The following is a 17,329-nucleotide window of genomic DNA, read 5'->3' on the forward strand; positions in this document are numbered from 1 at the left end:
TTCAAAATTTTTCTATTGGATAGATTCTATACAAAGAGGTAATAATGTATAAACAACAATATTTTATTTCTGGTAAAGTACAAGGTGTTGGTTTTAGATTTTTTACAGAGCAAATAGCAAATAATATGAAACTAAAAGGGTTTGTAAAAAATCTAAACGATGGCAGGGTAGAAATTGTGGCTTTTTTTAACACTAACGAACAAATGAAAAAATTTGAAAAATTATTAAAAAATGGGAATAAGTACTCAAACATTGAAAATATTGAAAAAAAAACTTTAGATGAAAACTATCCTTTTCAATTTAATAACTTTAAAATTTATTATTAGGATTTGCTTCTCGTTTAATAAGTGCCTTAACTTTTTTAGTCCTTAGCTTAATATTGCTCATATCAGAATTGTTATTCTTGGAGCAAGACACAGCAGATTTAAAAAAATGTTCAACTTTAAATTTCAAAAATTCTAAAGACTTCCTATTCCTGCAAAAAATATTCAAATTGCCATCAGAAAATTTAATATCAAGACCACAATTACAACCTGTTTTTAAAAATCTACATGAAATAAAACTACCATTTGAACCATTCCTATTAAAAAGAATAAAATATTTTTTACCTCTTTTAGAATCTTTAAAATAAATTTTAAGCCAATCTCCTGCTGGCTTAACTGAAGTTAACCTATCATAAAGATAAGAAATATAAATCGTTCTATTGTCATTAGATTTTAAAATTTTTTTAAAGAAATAACAAAGACCTATTTTCATATCAATTATATAATATATTATTAATAAAATATTTTCTAATATTCTCCAAATGTATTAACAATAACCTAAAATTTAAAAAAGCAAAAACTATAATTTATAATTAAAAATTATTGATAAGTATTCTGTAAGTTTTATGTAGTTATAATTGTATCCATATGTTTCTTTAAAAGCTTTGCGAATTTTAACATTCAATCCTCTAACCATTGCCAAAGTCTCTAAATTATCCTTCAACATTAAATCTTTAATTACAATCAACGTTTTAATATAATTATCATCAATTATACTATGTTCTTTTATCAAACTTTCTAAACGATCCATTGTAAGCGTAGAATAGGTGGCTTTACGTCTAACATATGTATAAATTCTTTGATTAAGTAATTTTAATAAGTTATTGTCTGCCTCATCATCTAAATTATCTAAAACATACCTATTATAATGAAAGGCTGTTGTTATATCGTTTGGTTCGTGCCCTAAAACTTTTGTTATCCAATAATTCATTTCCATATTTTTAGGCGCAAATGCAAGATAAGAAAATTTACAATAAATAGCTCTACAAAAATAAACAGATTCTTCAGGGGCAAAAATATTATTAAAAATTTGACGAAACAATCTATTATAACTGTATGAAAGATTTGAAGAGATTAACTCTTTAGCAAGATTCTCGGTTTGTTCCATGTAGCGTATTTCTTTTATAGAATTAATTATTAATTCGGGATCTGCAAAAACTGGAAAAACAACTTCATTAATAATATTATTCTCTCTCTTTTTTGCAATAAATTCCATACGAATATGATTTTTATCTGCGATATAAAATTGAGAAAGTTTCATTACTTCAACAGGACGACGCCCTATTGCCATTAAAACTCCATAAAATTTCAATCTAATATCTCGGTTTTGATTTAATAAGAGCTTAATTATTTCAATATAGGTATTTAAATTAATTTTAACAAATATCTGTTCTTTCCTATAGCTATTAATTTTTTCAATTTTATATTTATGAGCATAATCATTTAACCATTTTGGAGTTACAAAGAAATCTATAAAATATTGAAAATAGGGCTTCTCGTTATTAATTTGATTTAAAAACATTAACTCTTCTATTTTTCCCAGGTCTTTAATTCCTATATTTTTTAATTCTTTTATTTTTTTTGATTTCCAAAAAAATAAAAAAGTATTATCTCTTTTAATCTTTTCAATTACTGAAAGATTAATATATTCTTTAATTATTTTACGAGTTTTTGAAAGATTTAATATTATTGAACGATTTGTGAATTTATCTTTTCTAAAAAGAATGGCTTTGTGTTTGTCTGCAAGAATTTTTATTTTTTCTTTCAATTTTAAATATGAAAGTTCATTATTGAGATATCTATTATATAAAATTTCTAATTCTTTTCTAAATATTTCAAAATCATTTTTTATCTTCACTTTTGAGGACATATTAATTCAATTATACCAAGTTTAAAATTTTTTACTTAGTTAAAAAATTTTTAATTTTTAAAAAAATACCTATATATTAAGTTAAATCATGCAATATTGTATTAGACTCCATAAAAATTACCAAAAAGATATTTCATTTATACTAGCCAATCTTTTTATTGATTTAAAATACAAATAAATAAAATTTATATAAATTCTTTTATTGCCTAAAAGAGAGCTATTTATAAATAGCTCTCTTTTTATCACAAGTTTTTCAATAGCAATTCAAAAAAGCTTACTATTCTTTTTCCTGCAAAAGCAGAACCTTATCATATGCTTTTATAAAGGGTAAATACATAAATACCGAAATAATCAATAATAATAAAACCAGAACAAAAGATTTAATATCAAGCCCTGTAGACAAAAAAGCGGCAATAGGAGCAGGGGTTGTCCATGGAGTTAAGGTTCTAACTCTTTCAATAATTCCAAAATTAGTAAGAGTATATGCGACAATTATATTAAACATAGGAATAAGTAAAAAAGGAATACCTAGTATAGGATTTAAAACTATTGGTGCCCCAAACATAATAGGCTCATTAATATTAAAAAGACCAGGAGCAAATGAAAGTTTACCTATGGCCTTTAGATGTTGAGATTTACTAAGCATCATGGCAATAACAAGGCCTAAAGTTGAACCAGCACCACCAATATATACAAATGAATCAAGAAATCCACCCGCTAAAATATGAGGAAGTGGAAGATTGTCAGAAAGAGCCCTAATATTAGAATCAAGATTTGTCAGAATTATGGGATTAAGCAAGGCAACAATAACATTGGTACCATGAAGGCCACAAAACCATAGTATATGAACGATAAAAGAAATCATTAAAGTCCCAACTAAAGTATCGCTAATTTGTAAAACAGGCCTAAACATACTCATAATTATTTCGGGGAAAAGGCTGCCTGCTAAACTTTGAATAGCAATATTAACACTTTGAGCCACAATGGAAAGTACAACAACAGGAACTAAAGCTTCAAAAGATTTTAAAACAGCAGGCGGAACAGACTCTGGAAGTTTAATTGCCATATTTCTTTGAACTAAAAATTTATAAACTTCAACAGCAAAAATAGCAGAAATAATAGCTGTAAATACTCCTTGAGCACTAAAATATCTTGCATCAATTACAGGAAACCATGAATTAGGCTGAATTCCCCATTTAGCAGCATCTCCTCCGTAAGGTATCCAATCTGATTGTCCAGCTAAAATTAAAAATGTATAAAGAGACAGGAATCCTCCTGTAATTCCACTAAGTTTATAATGATTAGATAAGTTATAACCAATACCAAAAACAACAAATATGGACATAATCCCCATACTTACATAAAATGGCTGAACAATATTTCCTTTATATTTAGCCATTAAATCAACATACCACTGTTGATATAATAATGTTGTAGAATCTGTAAAGGGTAAATTAACTAAAAGTAAAATAAAAGAACCAACTATCAAAAAGGGCATAGAAAAAGTAAAACCATCTCTTAAAGCAATTAAATATCTATTTGAACCAATTTTACTAGCAATAGGAACTAAAGTAGTTTCAATAAAATTTTGAAAATTCATGAAAACCATCCTCCAATAAAAAAATAATTAATTATTATAATTAATATATAATTAATTATAATAATTATATCAAAATCCTTATAAGATCTATTTAAAATAAAATTATTTATGTTTAATATATCTTATAATATAATATATTATAGGACATATTAAACAATATTAATTATTGATTTATAAATAAAAGGAGAAAATCTTATACATGAATAAAAAAATATACAGCATAGAAGAATTAATAGATAAAATAAGCATGCCTGTTGTAGCTTATGCTGGTGAAGCTAAAAGCTTTCTAAGAGAAGCTTTGGAATACGCTAAAAACAAAGACTATGAAAAAGCAGATCTTAGCATACAAGAAAGTAGAAACTCTATTGCAAAGGCGCATGAAGCACATAGGGAAATAATACAGCAATCAGCCACTAATCCAAGCTCTGTTAAACCGCCTTTTATTTTAATTCATGCCGAAGATCATTTAATGTCTGCAATTTCAGAATTAAGCATTTTTGAAGAATTAATCAATGTTTACAAAATAATAAATGAAATAAAAAAATAGGAGGAAATATGAATATATTACTTGTATGTGGAGCTGGAATGTCCACAAGCATGCTGGTACAAAGAATTGAAAAATATGCCAAAGCAAACAATATAAATGCAAAAATTGAAGCTATTGCTGAGACACGACTTGGCGAAGTTGTTGACCGCTTTGATGTTGTTTTACTTGCACCACAGTCAAGATTCAATAAAAACAGACTTGAAGAAATAACAAAGCCCAAAGGAATTCCAATCGAAATAATTAACACAATCGATTATGGAACAATGAATGGAGAAAAAGTATTACAACTTGCAATTAATGCACTCAAGAATAAAAGTTCTTTTTAAAGAAGGTTAAAATGAAAGAAATTGGAATATCTATATACCCTAATGTAAGTCCTAAAAATAAAATTATCGAATATCTTGAGAAAAGTGCTCATTTTGGATTTACTCAAGTATTTACCTCTTTACTCTATATTAACGGAAATGAATTTAACATATTCAAAGAATTACTGAACATTGCAAATAAAAACGGAATGAAGCCTATTATTGACGTAAGTCCCAAAATTTTCAAAGAATTGGAAATTGATCTTTCAAATCTCAGAAATTGTCCAAAACTAGATTATTTTAAAAAACTTGGTGCTTGGGCAATTAGATTAGACAATACATTTACAGGCATTGAAGAATCATTAATGACTTTTAACGATTCTGACCTTAAGATTCAACTTAATATAAGTAATATAAATAAACATATTGACACAATAATGTATTTTAAGCCTAATATAAAAAATTTGCTTGGATGTCATAATTTTTATCCCCACAAATATACAGGACTTTCAAGAACTTTCTTTAAAGAAACAACGAAAATATTCAAACATTATTCAATCCCAACGGCCGCATTTATTAGTTCTAGCAATGCAGAAGAGTGCGCACGAGGAAAAGAAAAAGAAGGTGTGCCTACGCTAGAATCACACAGGTCTAAAGATATAGAAACCCAGGCAAAAGATCTTTTTAAAGAAGGAATAGACACTGTCCTAATTTCTAATTGTTTTCCAAGTGAAACAGAATTAAAAAAAGTATCAAAAGTAAACAGAAATGTTTTAGAGCTCAAAGCAGACCTAAATCCAAAAGCAACTCCAGTGGAAAAAGAAATAATACTTGAGAATTTACATTTTAATAGAGGAGATATTAATTCTTATAGAATTCGATCAACTATGCCAAGAGTGTACTACAATAATAAAAAATTTCCTGTACATTCTCCAAACGAAATCAAAAAAGGAGACATTTTAATAGACTCTTCAGAATATTTAGGTTATGCAGGAGAGCTTCAAATATCACTAAAAGATACCCCAAATAATAGTCTTATAAACGTAGTTGGGAAGATAGTAGATGAAGAAATATATCTGCTTGAAAAAATAGAACCTTGGGAAAAATTCAAAATAATAGAAAATAAATAAACATCCTAAAAAAAGTTTATTTATTGTAAAAATTTTTCAATTGCTTTAAGGACATAATAATATAGAGTAATGTAAGACTCTATTAAATCGAAATTTTTAGAACTGTCAAGAAAATATATAAATTCATTAGTAGCAGAATTAAGATCTTCAATATAATTTTTAAGTTCAAAATCTCGATTAATAGCTTTTATATCATCTAAACTAAAAACAATAGTGGCAACATTTTGAATATTACTATTGACATTAATATTATTTTTAAAAGCAATTTTTTTGTCAAAACTATTAATAGCGTCAAAATTAGGTTCATTTGAATTTAAATTAGAAATTGTTAATTTAAATTTATGATCAAACAAAATACCAAAATCATAGGTTAATAAACCTACTTTTTTAGAACTTAAAGCCAATTTCATTACAATATTATTACTAAATTTATCTAAAATAAAAAAATAAGAATAATAACTAATATCTTTAATAGAATTAAAGTAATCCTTAGTATGAATACCGGTTTTAAATTTGCCATTTCCTAACGGTTTATATAAACCAATCTCAATTTTCATTGCTTCATTTAAAGATCTAATAAAAATTGAAGAAGTACTAATATTACATGAAAATAAAAAAAGTAAAGGTAAAAAGAAAATTAAAATTTTTTTCATCAAAGATTTCTCATGAAATATACTAATATTAATTAAAAGCTTACATAAAAAGTATAACAAATTCTTTAATAATTAAAATCAAAAAGAATATAATTATTGCACTAGAATTACATTTATATAAAATCACTTAAGGAATAAAAAATGAAGTATCTTAAAAATATTTCCTTATTTTTATTAATTTTAGGTTGTAAATCCATTCCAAATGGGAATTTCAATCTACATGATACAAGTCATAAATTAGGAAAACTAAAATTTCAAGAAGACTCTATAATAAGCAGAAATTATGACAATAAAATATCTATTGTGGGGATATATAATCCTTTAATAGAAAAAGAAAATTTTAAAGTTAATATTTACATCGAAAAAAAAGGATTGCAAATAAATCCTGAAAGCGTTTTGATAAATGAGGAAAAAATTAATTATTTAAAATATCAAGCAGAGCTTAAAGTAAAATCCAGCTTTAATAAAAGCATTATTAGTATTTCACTAGCTAATTCAAGAGATCTATTAACCCATATTTATGATAAAAGCATAGGAAAATACATTAACATTGACTTTCAGGACAATTGGAATGTACCTTATAGCACAAAATTTAATAAGGAGTATATTTTAAAATATTTAACAGATTTTGATAAAGAAGCTGAAATATCCAAAAATATATTACAAAAACGTATTGATAATAGAAAAATTGAAATTGAAAAAACAGAGCTTAAAACAGAATATAATGAAATAGAGGATTATTACATATACAGTATGAAGATCCCAAAATTATTTGAAAAATCAAACACCCCCTTAGAAACATACGAAACATTTATTATAGCAAATTATTACCCTTGTGAAAATTTAAATATTTTGTTTTTAAATTTAAATTTATACTCAGATCAATTACGCTTTCTAAACTCTATTTATGATGAAAATAATAGAAAATTAAAAATTGAGCCTCCTATTAGAACTTTAAAGGATTCAAAAACAATAAAAGAAACATTAAATATAGTATTAAGTCCGCAAAAAATAATCGAGCTTACAAAAAACATTGAAAAAGATATTACTTTAAAATTAAAATCTTACGGAGAAAAGGGTGAATTCATGTTTGAAATATATAAACCACTTCTTCTAAAATTTTTAAAAGAAGTAGATCATTGCATAAAAAATTTGCAATCAAATAGGCAAGATTCAATAAGTTAAAATTTATACCTACTTGATTGCAGATTCACCAATAAAACTTTACTTTTTTTAATAAGTGTATTATTATTAACCTCAATGCTTAATGCAATAAAAGATCAAACGATAGGAGCTTAAAATGTATCAATTAACAAGTAATAAGATGCCTTTTAATAAAGTGGTAGACCGAAGATTGAAAATATTTTGGGTAATTCAAAAACTAAGCGCTAACTACTTCATATCTAAAAAAAAATATTCTCTAGGCAATGTTGTAGTAATGACAAATTCTATATTGGAAAAAAAAGGTTTTAAAAAGGTTACTAAAAGAACAATACAAAATGACATAAAAATTTTTGAAAATTTAGGATTAATTAAAAGTCATTTCAATCCACTTGGAAAAAACAATGGTAGCTTTACTTACTACACAATAAATAAAGCTCTTGAAAAATTGGCTAAAAAAGTTATCAGTACAACATATTTTATTAATAAAAAAATTAAATATGAAAAATCAAAAAACAAGGAACTAAAAAAATTTAAAATAATAGAAGAATCTCAAAACTATAAAATTTCATATCAAATAACTTCACATCTATTAAGTAATAATATAAGTAAAAATTATAAGAATTCTAATCATTCTAGCAAAAATCAAAAAACAAAAAAAACCATAAACTTCTTAGAGAAAGAAATTAAAAAAAAATCGAAAGAAATAAATCTAGAAGAAATCAAAAAAATCACAGAAAACATAATAAGCTACAAAAATTCACTATGGAACTTAAAAGACTTTATGGAAGAACTATGTGAATATGAAGAAAAAAAAGTTATAAAATTCTTCAAAAAAACTTTAGAAAAAAAGAAAAAGAAAATATGGTTTATGGCAAAAAAATTTAAACATACCGATTTTAGTAAACTAATAAAAGAATTTAAAAGTAAAAACAAAATAAAAAGAAAATTAGAAAATGAAAACCAAATTAATACATCAAATGATATAAAAAATGCTATTGTATTGATGAAAAATCTAATAAAAAAACAAAAATATGATAAAAATAATAAAAAAGTAAAGTCAGAAAAATATAATGGAAAATAAAGAAACAAAGAAAAATTTTTTTAATAAAATCGAAAAATTAGAAAATAAAATTATTTATCATACAAAAATCTTCAGTATAATAAATAATTTTGAAGCAAAGCCACAAAAAGGAAAATTTTGGCTATGTCTTAGAAATGTCTTTAACAATAAAAAATATGAAAGCTTTCATTTATTCTCAACAAAAGAAAATGACAAATTTTTAGGAATTTTTTATGGTTTTACAAATATTTCAAAACCATTTATTATAAATTACACAGAAAAAGGAACAAAAAAAACTATAAGACTAAAAAAAATATTTTATATGGAATTCAAATTTAAAAAAGGAAGTGTTTTCTGTTACTTAAGAAGTTTATACATATTCACTAAAAATAAAAATAAAAATAAAATTTTTTATAATTCTCTTTTAGGGAGAACTTTAAAAATTGAAGAGGAAATACACAAATTTTATGGTAAAAAATATGAAAGTAGTAAAGGAATATTAAATTGGATAAAAAAAAACCAAAAATAATTACAATTGCATCAATTAAAGGTGGTGTAGGGAAAAGTACAACATCATTAATGTTTACAAACATACTTTCAAGAAAAGATAAAAAGATATTATTGATAGATTTGGATCCACAAGCAAGCAGTACAAGCTTTTATATTAATATTATAAGAAAAAAAAATCTTAGCATAAAAGACAATAATATATATAAAGTTCTTAAAAAAGAAACTGATATAGAAAATTCGATAATTAAAGTAAATAAAAATACAGATTTCATAGCAAGTCATATAACTTTAAGTCAGTTTAATGAAGAAAGTATCTCATTAAAAGAAAATTTACTCAAAATTTTTTTAAGTTTTATTCAAAACAGATACGACTTTATCATAATGGATACGGCACCCACATTGGGAAGTTTGCTCAATAATAGCTTAATAATAACAGACTACTTAATTATACCTTTACCAACAGATCAATGGGCAATTGAAAGTTTGGACCTAATAAATAGTAGGCTTAACGATCTTTTTAGGAAAGATTTGCCAATATTTTATTTAATAACTAAATTTATTGAAAGACAAAATATTGATAAAGAGCTTAAAAATTTTATTGAATGTGAATATAAGGGCAGGTTTTTAGGAAGTGTTCCTAAAAGAGATAATTTACGTAAAACTATTTTTTATAGAGAAGACTTCAATTCTAATGAGGACTACTATAAAGCCTATGAAAATATACTTGAAAATTTTTTAAGTATACTTTCAAATTAGTTCCATATGGAACTAATAGTTCCATATGGAACTAATTTGAAAGTATAAAATGGAGCAAAAATAATCTATGAAATCAAATAAAAAAATAGAAATTGTTAAAAGAGTTGAACTGAATGGAAATGAAATTAAAAAAAATAGAGAATCTAGATATTTAAAATTAAAAGAAAAACTAAAGATTTTAATAAAAGAAGAATCTTATAATAAAATTGAAACAGCTCGAATTTTGAAAGAAATTAACGATAATAAATATTATGTCATAGATAAATATAAAAGCTTTGATCATTTCATAAAAGATTATAATATGGCAAAAACTACTGTTTATAGATATATGAAACTAGCAATAGGAATTGATAGTGGTAAAATCAATTATGAATTAATTTTAAAAAAAGGAATATATTATGCTATACAAATTTTAGAAAATAATGGTTGCATATCTAGTCCAAAAAATATATTAAATAGATCATTTAATATAAAAATTAAAGATGAAAAAAGCTTTGATTTTTATAAATCAAATACAAACTTTACAAGTTTTTTACTAAAAGAGTTATATTACAACAATCAAGAATTACTTACAAATATTAAAAACAAATATAATAATTTTAAAAACAAAAAATAATAGTTTGAATTTATAAAATAGCACTACATTCAAAAAATGTTTCAAAAACACTTTACAAAAAAATAAAATACTATATAATAATCTATATAGATTGAGATGCAATGTCTCGCTCTTGTTGTTTGATTAGAATAATAAGTTGGCTACCATAAGGTAGCCTTTGTCATTTTTACAAATTGTTAAAATAGGATTTATATATCCTTTATATAATTTTTTTTAAATCAAATGTCTATTTTAAACGGGAAATAAAAAAGCAATAAAGATTATAAAAATCAATTTTTATAATCTTTATTTTCAATAGATTCGACCATTACTAAAAAATCTAAAATTTTATGTTTTTTCAAGCTTAAATCCTCCAATCCAATTCTAATTTTAATTTCATCGTTCTTATAAGAAGCATCTTCTTCTTTTACCATCTTTTCTAATAAAGACTTCGACAAAACAAATGAGGAATAATTAATCCAATTGCCAAAAAAATGGTTATTATCTCTTTTCTGGCTCACTTTTCCTTCAATTCTAGTTCCATCTGATAATAATAAAGGAGTCTGCTCCGTTATACTATGGTTTCTAAACTTTGTATATAAAATTATTTTAGTTATTCCCGTTTTATAATTAAAAATCCCCTTAAGCTCTGCATTTTTGTTTAAACTTTGGTATATTCTAAATATTTTTCCAAATTGATCGTGCTCAACGTTTAAGGAAGCGCAAGATATTAATAAAAAAAATATCAATAATTTTAATTGATTTCGATATAATCCCATATTCCTCTCCTTTGATAAAAAAATCATAGATTAATGAACATAATAATATATTTTTTATTAGATCATTGCAAATAATTTTTAATAAATTAATTATTATTTCTTAATATCGTTTTTTTTGAAAAGAATAGATTAAAAAAGTTTGCCTTCTAAACTACTTACTATTTTTTCATCAATATTGTGAGTATATTGAAAATATTCACAAAACTATTTTTAATGACTCAAGGATTGGCTTCAATGAGTATGAAGATTTGAATTCTTTTATTTTTATGAATATCTTTTTTATCAATGGAAATTTCAAATTTCTCTTTATTTTGCAACTATTTATTACATAGTAGATTTTGTTATACATAATTCATTTTTTAAAAAAATTGGTATCAAAAATAATTTGATTACCTTTTAGTTAAACAACATTTTCTAAAAATTTTAATATTCATTTAAATATATTTAATTAATACTAAGTTAAGATACAATATTAATCTTATTGTTCTGAATACTATAATTAAGAATAAACCCCTGATAAATACAGTATAAGATCAAATTATTGTGAATAAATAACATTATTTATTAGTCTTTGAATTATTATTTTAAATATTATTGCTTAAAGCTTCTGCTTAGTATTATAGCAAATCACTAGAAATATAAAAGACAAATTTTTCAACATTTTTAAAAGGGGCTTTAAAAGCAAGAAAGTTCTTTATAAAGAACTTTTATTGCTATAAAGGAAGTGTTAAATATGAAATTTAATCTACAAGTTACAATTTAATTCTAATTTTTTAAAATTCAATATTAATTTGTTTTTTTATTAAAAAATATTAAATCTAATATAGATCTAATCTATAAATAATATATATAAATTAAAAAACCATTTTTTATATATAATAATTATTGGAGAGGAAACAATGAAAGACTATAATCTTTTTAATATAAGATTAATTGTTTTGTTGATTTTAATGATTTTTAGTTTTAATAAAAATGTTAGCTTTTATGGATTATTGTATAATTCTTTTAAAGAAAGGAAATATCAATGTAAAATACGAATTTTAGTTTAGAAAAATTTAATATTAAAATAATTAGAATATACCTGGATAAAGATTTGAAATCAAAATATAATAGACATTTTTTTAAATTAAGTATCAATTATAAATGTTTTATTTTGAGAATAGTTTAAGTTTTTTAAATAATGTTAATATGAAATTACATTTCATATATAATAAAATATAGGCAAAATTTAAATTTATAAAAACTTGTAAGGATGTTTGATATGAAAATGTTGATAAAAAAGTTAAAAGCTATATTATTTCTTAATGCAATTTTATTTATTTCTTGTTTTAAGGAAAATGATGGACACAAATTGGCGTTTAAGCTAAATATTGGAAGTGAACCTGTCACTTTAGATGTTCAATTAATAAACGATTCTGTTGGATCAACTATTGTAAGTCAAATGTTCCTTGGTATTTTAGATGGAGATCCCAGAACTGGAGGATACAGACCAGGACTTGCTAAAAGCTGGGATATTTCTGATGAAGGAATAGTTTATACGTTTCATTTAAGAGATAATCTTGTTTGGAGCGATGGAATTGCTATTACTGCTGAGGGAATAAGAAAGTCTTATCTTAGAATTTTAGACAAAGAAACCGGTTCATCTTTTGTTAACATTATTAAGTCTACTATAAAAAATGCAGAGGAGTATTTTGATGGTAAGGTGAATGAATCTGATCTTGGAATTAAAGCTCTTGATGAAAAAACTTTAGAAATAACGCTAAAATCCCCAAAGCCATATTTTCTTGATATGTTGGTACATCAAACATTTGTTCCTGTACCAGTGCACGTTATTGAAAAGTATGGACAAGAGTGGACAAATCCTGAGAATATGGTTGTTAGTGGTCCTTTCAAATTAAAATCTAGAGTTTTAAATGAAAAGGTTGTTCTTGAAAAGAACGATAAATATTATAAATCTAAAGACGTTGTTCTTGACAATATTGTATTTTTTGTCACAGATAATAGCATTACAGCTTATAATATGTATTTAAATGATGAACTAGATGCAATTTTTAATAATGTTCCACCAGATTTACTTAAGGATCTTAAGCTTAGAGACGATTATTATTCAATAGGCATTAATTCAACCTATTTTTATTCTTTGAATACCAAAGTAAAACCGCTTGACAATGTTACAGTTAGAAAAGCGCTATCTCTTGCCATTGATAGAAAAACTTTAACAGAGAGCGTTCTTAATGATAGTTCTATTCCTACAAGAAGAGCAACTCCAGATTATATTGATTACTCTTACAAAAGCAATTTAAATTTATTTGATGCTCAAATGGCAAAAAAGCTTTTGGTAGATGCAGGGTATCCTAATGGTAAAAATTTCCCTTTGTTGAAAGTAAAGTATAATGTAAATGATAGACAGAGAAAGATTGCTGAATTTATTCAAAATCAATGGAAGAAAAATTTAAATATTAATGTGCAGCTTGAGAGTGAAGAATGGTCAACATATATAAATAGTAGGGTAAATGGTAATTATGAAATAATAAGGGCAGGGTGGTTAGGAGATTATTCTGATCCTATGACATTCTTAAGCATCTTTAAAACTGAAAACACGTCTTTTTCATCTTATGGATATTCAAATTCTGAATATGATAAACTTTTAATAAAATCAGATCATGAAAGAAATATTTTTAAAAGACAGGAAATTCTAAAAAAAGCAGAGACGATAATAATCGAAAGAGATTTTCCAGCTATCTTTATTAATATAATTTCTTCTAGTTATCTTTTTAGGAACGATAAGTGGAAAGGTTGGGAACCAAATATTTCACAAAGATTTGATTTATCTGTAATAAGGCCAATTAAATGATTTATAGTTTATTTTATTTTTAGAAAAAAATACAATTTTAATTGTAAATAGTTTATAGCTAGATCTTTTGATTTAGCTATAATAAACAAAAATAAGAAATGAATTTTTATTTTAAGAATTCATTTCTTATTAATTTAATTATTTTAGAGTTTTTACTTTCTAGTAAAATAAACGCTGAGTGCATTAATGCTAAAAAAAGTATTGTTAAAACAGATGAAATTATTATATTTTTCATTATTCCTCTCCTACCAAGGTTGTTATTTCTTCAAAAAATAATGCAAAATTTTAATATTTTAAAGAGGCTAGTTATTAATTTGATAAAGATTTTTATATCTTTATGGTATATTAAGAACATCGTGAGGATGGGATTCTTTTAATGAAGAATGGCTTATTTTTACAAACTTAGAATTTATTTTTAAATCAGATATTGTGTTTGCTCCTAAATAACCCATTCCAGACATTAATCCACCTTTTAGTTGAGTCAAAATGTCCTCTAATTTTCCAGAATATGGGACCATTCCTTCAATTCCCTCAGGGACTAATTTTTTAGGCTCGTTGTTCTCGAGTTGAAAATATCTTGATTTAGAGCCTCTTTTCATACCAGAAATAGAACCCATTCCAACATAGGATTTGAATTTTTTACCATTATAAATTATTTCTTCTGAAGGAGATTCTTTTACTCCTGCAAAGAGATTGCCTATCATTACGCTATCAGCCCCCGCTGCAATTGCCTTAACCACATCTCCTGAAAACCTGATTCCGCCATCTGCTATAATGCAAATATTTGTGTTTTTGCAAACTTCATAAACATCGCAGATTGCTGTTATTTGGGGAACTCCAACTCCCGCAACGATTCTTGTCGTACATATACTACCCGGACCTATTCCTACTTTTAAACAGTCTGCTCCTACATTGATTAAATCTAATGCGGCTTCTTTAGTTACTATGTTTCCAGCAATCAGGTCTAAGCTTGGATACTTGTTTTTAATTGTTTGTACAAGCTCTATTATTCTTGTAGAATGCCCATGAGCAGAGTCTATTACAAGTATATCTACGTGTGCTTTTACAAGCTCTTCAACTCGTTCTAAGGTGTCAATATCAATGGAAACAGCAGCGCCTACTCTTAGCCTACTATTTAAATCTTTGCATGCATTAGGGAAATCTTCTTTACGTTCTGCATTTTTGTATATTTTAGATTCTTCTAGATGTTGTTTTTCTAAAAGCATTTTGGTTGTTTGTTCGTTTATATCCTTATTGATGTTAATAGTTTTTTGGACTTTGTATGTTTTTACTTTTTCTATTTCTTTTTTTTGAGCCTCTATTGACATATTTTTATGTATAATTCCTATTCCTCCTTCTTTAGCAATAGCTATTGCCATTTGGCTTTCTGTAACAGTATCCATAGCTGAGCTTAAAAATGGTATATTTAAGGATATGTTTTTTGTCAGTTGTGTTTTTAAGCTAACCTCACTAGGCAATATAGATGATTTTCTTGGAATTAAAGACACATCATCAAAAGTTAAAGCCTCTTTTATTATCTTATTTGTCATAAAGTTTCCTTTTTATTGTTTTTATTATTCCCATTCTATGGTTGATGGAGGCTTAGAAGATATATCATAACAAACTCTATTTATACCTCTAACTTCATTAATTATTCTTGAAGAAACTTTTCTTAAAAAATTATAAGGAAGTTCAGTCCATTCTGCAGTCATGAAGTCTTGAGTATTGACACATCTAATGACAGCTGTATATTCATATGTCCTTTGATCTCCCATTACGCCTACAGATTTAACAGGCAGCAATACAACAAATGCTTGTCTTATTTCATAATATAAGTCATTTGTAAAAAGCTCCTCTGTGAGAATATTTTCTGCTTCTTGCAAGATATTGATCTTCTCTTGCGTTACTTCTCCAATTATTCTTATGGCTAGTCCTGGGCCTGGGAATGGGTGTCTATAAAGAGCTTCTTTTTTAATGCCTAAATTTATTCCGATTTGAATTATTTCATCCTTAAAAAATTCATTCAAAGGTTCTAAAAGTTTTAAACGCATCTTATCTGGAAGTCCCCCTACGTTGTGATGAGATTTAATTTTTGAAGAAGCGTTATTTTTTGATTTAGATTCAATTACGTCGGAATAAATTGTTCCTTGTGCTAAATATTCTATATTTTGATCTTCTAGAGTAATTTTTTCAAAAACGTTTACAAATTCTTTTCCTATTATTTTTCTTTTTTCCTCAGGATCACTTATATTTTTTAAATAGTTTAAGAATTTTTCAGAAGCATCGATGTATTTTATATTTAAATCATATTGATGCTTTAATTCTAGTATTTTTTTATCTTCATTTTTACGCAACAATCCAGTATTTACAAAAACGCAGATTAAATTTTCTTTTATTGCCTTTTTTATAAGTAATGCGCAAACCAAAGAGTCTGTACCACCAGAAAGTCCTAAAATAACCTTTTTACTACCTACTTTAAGTTTAATTTTTTCCACAATGGTTTCTACATTGCTCTCTAATGACCAATTAGTTTGAGATTGACAAATTTTAAAAACAAAATTTTTAAGTATTTGATCGCCAAATTCAGAATGAGTTACTTCTGGGTGAAATTGTAGACCATAAATCTTTTGATCTTCATTTGATATAGAAGCAATACAGTTTTTTGTAAAAGCCAACTGTTTGAAATTATTGGGAATTTTTTCAATACTATCCCCATGACTCATAATAATTTGGAATTTGTTTGGAAGCTCTGAGAATAAAAGAGATTTTTCATTTTTTAGAAAGATTTCAGAGCTTCCATATTCTTGTTTGTAGTCTTTAGATACTAGGCCTCCAAATAATTTAACAATTAATTGCATTCCATAACATATGCCTAAAACAGGTATTTTTAAATTAAAAATTTCCATGTTCAAGGTAGGGGCATCTTTTGCGTAAACAGAGGCAGGGCCTCCACTTAGTATTATTCCTGCGATGTTCATATTTTTAATTTCTTTTAAAGGGGTATAGTAAGGTATTACTTTTGTATAAACTCCAATTTCTCTAATCCTTCTTGCAATTAGTTGGCTATATTGGGATCCAAAATCTAATACAAGTATTGCACGAACATTCATCATATAAGTCCTTAAAACAAATAAAAGTTTTCTTATTAAAGCGTATTTCATTTAATTCTAGCATATTTAGCTT

The 17,329-nt window shown here is 25.2% G+C and carries 19 protein-coding genes; 11 read left to right on the forward strand and 8 right to left on the reverse strand.

Annotation, left to right across the window (positions count from 1 at the left end; genetic code table 11):
* Positions 1–44 precede the first annotated feature (44 nt).
* On the forward strand, positions 45–326 hold the full coding sequence (locus BG_RS04245; protein WP_011187118.1) for an acylphosphatase: 282 nt from the start codon (positions 45–47) through the stop codon (positions 324–326).
* Here BG_RS04245 and BG_RS04250 read toward each other — a convergent pair.
* From BG_RS04250 to celB, 3 genes are all read right to left on the reverse strand, one after another.
* Positions 310–756 (reverse strand): hypothetical protein, encoded by a 447-nt coding sequence (locus tag BG_RS04250; RefSeq protein ID WP_011187119.1) that lies wholly within the window; start codon positions 754–756, stop codon positions 310–312. The genes BG_RS04245 and BG_RS04250 overlap by 17 nt on opposite strands.
* Before the next feature lie 87 nt (positions 757–843).
* The gene (gene resT / locus BG_RS04255; RefSeq protein ID WP_011187120.1) at positions 844–2,193 is read right to left on the reverse strand and encodes a telomere resolvase ResT; all 1,350 of its coding nucleotides are present in this window, start codon (positions 2,191–2,193) and stop codon (positions 844–846) included.
* A 277-nt stretch (positions 2,194–2,470) separates the two neighbouring features.
* On the reverse strand, positions 2,471–3,793 hold the full coding sequence (gene celB, locus BG_RS04260; RefSeq protein ID WP_044007966.1) for a PTS cellobiose transporter subunit IIC: 1,323 nt from the start codon (positions 3,791–3,793) through the stop codon (positions 2,471–2,473).
* A gap of 199 nt (positions 3,794–3,992) precedes the next feature.
* Here celB and BG_RS04265 point away from each other — a divergent pair, with 199 nt between their 5' ends.
* Genes BG_RS04265 through BG_RS04275 form a run of 3 tightly spaced genes read left to right on the forward strand, consistent with a single transcriptional unit; the run spans position 3,993 to position 5,775 of the window.
* Positions 3,993–4,340 (forward strand): PTS sugar transporter subunit IIA, encoded by a 348-nt coding sequence (locus tag BG_RS04265; protein WP_011187122.1) that lies wholly within the window; start codon positions 3,993–3,995, stop codon positions 4,338–4,340.
* 8 nt (positions 4,341–4,348) lie between these two features.
* Positions 4,349–4,666 carry a PTS sugar transporter subunit IIB gene (locus tag BG_RS04270; protein ID WP_011187123.1) on the forward strand — a complete coding sequence of 106 codons (318 nt, stop codon included), beginning with the start codon at positions 4,349–4,351 and terminating at the stop codon, positions 4,664–4,666.
* Between the two features lie 11 nt (positions 4,667–4,677).
* Positions 4,678–5,775, forward strand: a complete 1,098-nt coding sequence (locus BG_RS04275; protein WP_011187124.1) for an alpha3-beta1 integrin-binding protein — start codon at positions 4,678–4,680, stop codon at positions 5,773–5,775.
* 20 nt (positions 5,776–5,795) lie between these two features.
* Here the strand turns inward: BG_RS04275 and BG_RS04280 are convergent, their stop codons facing one another.
* Complete coding sequence (locus BG_RS04280; protein WP_011187125.1) at positions 5,796–6,428, reverse strand: hypothetical protein; 633 nt, start codon at positions 6,426–6,428, stop codon at positions 5,796–5,798.
* Positions 6,429–6,569: 141 nt separating this feature from the next.
* Here BG_RS04280 and BG_RS04285 point away from each other — a divergent pair, with 141 nt between their 5' ends.
* The 5 genes from BG_RS04285 to BG_RS04305 all read left to right on the forward strand — a co-directional run bounded on the left by BG_RS04285 (position 6,570) and on the right by BG_RS04305 (position 10,534).
* Positions 6,570–7,613, forward strand: a complete 1,044-nt coding sequence (locus tag BG_RS04285) for a hypothetical protein (protein ID WP_011187126.1) — start codon at positions 6,570–6,572, stop codon at positions 7,611–7,613.
* A 115-nt stretch (positions 7,614–7,728) separates the two neighbouring features.
* A complete protein-coding gene (locus BG_RS04290; RefSeq protein WP_011187127.1) occupies positions 7,729–8,673 on the forward strand; it encodes a plasmid maintenance protein in 945 nt (314 codons plus the stop codon).
* Positions 8,663–9,181 carry a DUF226 domain-containing protein gene (locus tag BG_RS04295; protein ID WP_011187128.1) on the forward strand — a complete coding sequence of 173 codons (519 nt, stop codon included), beginning with the start codon at positions 8,663–8,665 and terminating at the stop codon, positions 9,179–9,181. The genes BG_RS04290 and BG_RS04295 overlap by 11 nt, the downstream gene beginning before the upstream one ends.
* Positions 9,157–9,918, forward strand: a complete 762-nt coding sequence (locus BG_RS04300; protein WP_011187129.1) for a ParA family protein — start codon at positions 9,157–9,159, stop codon at positions 9,916–9,918. Before BG_RS04295 ends, BG_RS04300 begins: the two co-directional genes overlap by 25 nt.
* 67 nt (positions 9,919–9,985) lie before the next feature.
* Positions 9,986–10,534 carry a chromosome replication/partitioning protein gene (locus BG_RS04305; RefSeq protein ID WP_011187130.1) on the forward strand — a complete coding sequence of 183 codons (549 nt, stop codon included), beginning with the start codon at positions 9,986–9,988 and terminating at the stop codon, positions 10,532–10,534.
* A gap of 269 nt (positions 10,535–10,803) precedes the next feature.
* Here BG_RS04305 and BG_RS04310 read toward each other — a convergent pair whose 3' ends face one another.
* Positions 10,804–11,292: a hypothetical protein gene (locus tag BG_RS04310; RefSeq protein ID WP_044007967.1), complete on the reverse strand. Its 489-nt coding sequence runs from the start codon at positions 11,290–11,292 to the stop codon at positions 10,804–10,806.
* Positions 11,293–12,191: 899 nt separating this feature from the next.
* Between BG_RS04310 and BG_RS04820 the strand changes: the two genes are divergently transcribed.
* A complete protein-coding gene (locus BG_RS04820) occupies positions 12,192–12,341 on the forward strand; it encodes a hypothetical protein (protein ID WP_167316887.1) in 150 nt (49 codons plus the stop codon).
* A 212-nt stretch (positions 12,342–12,553) separates the two neighbouring features.
* Positions 12,554–14,146: a peptide ABC transporter substrate-binding protein gene (locus BG_RS04315; protein WP_044007968.1), complete on the forward strand. Its 1,593-nt coding sequence runs from the start codon at positions 12,554–12,556 to the stop codon at positions 14,144–14,146.
* A 106-nt stretch (positions 14,147–14,252) separates the two neighbouring features.
* On the opposite strand, the gene BG_RS04865 is transcribed toward BG_RS04315, so the two are convergent.
* From BG_RS04865 to guaA, 3 genes are all read right to left on the reverse strand, one after another.
* A complete protein-coding gene (locus tag BG_RS04865; protein ID WP_259740470.1) occupies positions 14,253–14,381 on the reverse strand; it encodes a hypothetical protein in 129 nt (42 codons plus the stop codon).
* Positions 14,382–14,481: 100 nt separating this feature from the next.
* Positions 14,482–15,696 (reverse strand): inosine-5'-monophosphate dehydrogenase, encoded by a 1,215-nt coding sequence (guaB, locus tag BG_RS04320; protein WP_011187133.1) that lies wholly within the window; start codon positions 15,694–15,696, stop codon positions 14,482–14,484.
* 24 nt (positions 15,697–15,720) lie between these two features.
* A complete protein-coding gene (gene guaA / locus BG_RS04325; protein ID WP_044007969.1) occupies positions 15,721–17,256 on the reverse strand; it encodes a glutamine-hydrolyzing GMP synthase in 1,536 nt (511 codons plus the stop codon).
* Positions 17,257–17,329: the final 73 nt, after the last annotated feature.

It is taken from the genome of Borreliella bavariensis PBi, from assembly GCF_000196215.1.
Lineage (GTDB): Bacteria > Spirochaetota > Spirochaetia > Borreliales > Borreliaceae > Borreliella > Borreliella garinii.

Bases quoted from the DNA above. Each gene is read 5' to 3' on its own strand.
- BG_RS04245 (WP_011187118.1), top strand. From the start codon at position 45: ATGTATAAACAACAATATTTTATTTCTGGTAAAGTACAAGGTGTTGGT.
- BG_RS04250 (WP_011187119.1), bottom strand. From the start codon at position 756: ATGAAAATAGGTCTTTGTTATTTCTTTAAAAAAATTTTAAAATCTAAT.
- resT (WP_011187120.1), bottom strand. From the start codon at position 2,193: ATGTCCTCAAAAGTGAAGATAAAAAATGATTTTGAAATATTTAGAAAA.
- celB (WP_044007966.1), bottom strand. From the start codon at position 3,793: ATGAATTTTCAAAATTTTATTGAAACTACTTTAGTTCCTATTGCTAGT.
- BG_RS04265 (WP_011187122.1), top strand. From the start codon at position 3,993: ATGAATAAAAAAATATACAGCATAGAAGAATTAATAGATAAAATAAGC.
- BG_RS04270 (WP_011187123.1), top strand. From the start codon at position 4,349: ATGAATATATTACTTGTATGTGGAGCTGGAATGTCCACAAGCATGCTG.
- BG_RS04275 (WP_011187124.1), top strand. From the start codon at position 4,678: ATGAAAGAAATTGGAATATCTATATACCCTAATGTAAGTCCTAAAAAT.
- BG_RS04280 (WP_011187125.1), bottom strand. From the start codon at position 6,428: ATGAAAAAAATTTTAATTTTCTTTTTACCTTTACTTTTTTTATTTTCA.
- BG_RS04285 (WP_011187126.1), top strand. From the start codon at position 6,570: ATGAAGTATCTTAAAAATATTTCCTTATTTTTATTAATTTTAGGTTGT.
- BG_RS04290 (WP_011187127.1), top strand. From the start codon at position 7,729: ATGTATCAATTAACAAGTAATAAGATGCCTTTTAATAAAGTGGTAGAC.
- BG_RS04295 (WP_011187128.1), top strand. From the start codon at position 8,663: ATGGAAAATAAAGAAACAAAGAAAAATTTTTTTAATAAAATCGAAAAA.
- BG_RS04305 (WP_011187130.1), top strand. From the start codon at position 9,986: ATGAAATCAAATAAAAAAATAGAAATTGTTAAAAGAGTTGAACTGAAT.
- BG_RS04310 (WP_044007967.1), bottom strand. From the start codon at position 11,292: ATGGGATTATATCGAAATCAATTAAAATTATTGATATTTTTTTTATTA.
- BG_RS04820 (WP_167316887.1), top strand. From the start codon at position 12,192: ATGAAAGACTATAATCTTTTTAATATAAGATTAATTGTTTTGTTGATT.
- BG_RS04315 (WP_044007968.1), top strand. From the start codon at position 12,554: ATGAAAATGTTGATAAAAAAGTTAAAAGCTATATTATTTCTTAATGCA.
- BG_RS04865 (WP_259740470.1), bottom strand. From the start codon at position 14,381: ATGAAAAATATAATAATTTCATCTGTTTTAACAATACTTTTTTTAGCA.
- guaB (WP_011187133.1), bottom strand. From the start codon at position 15,696: ATGACAAATAAGATAATAAAAGAGGCTTTAACTTTTGATGATGTGTCT.
- guaA (WP_044007969.1), bottom strand. From the start codon at position 17,256: ATGAATGTTCGTGCAATACTTGTATTAGATTTTGGATCCCAATATAGC.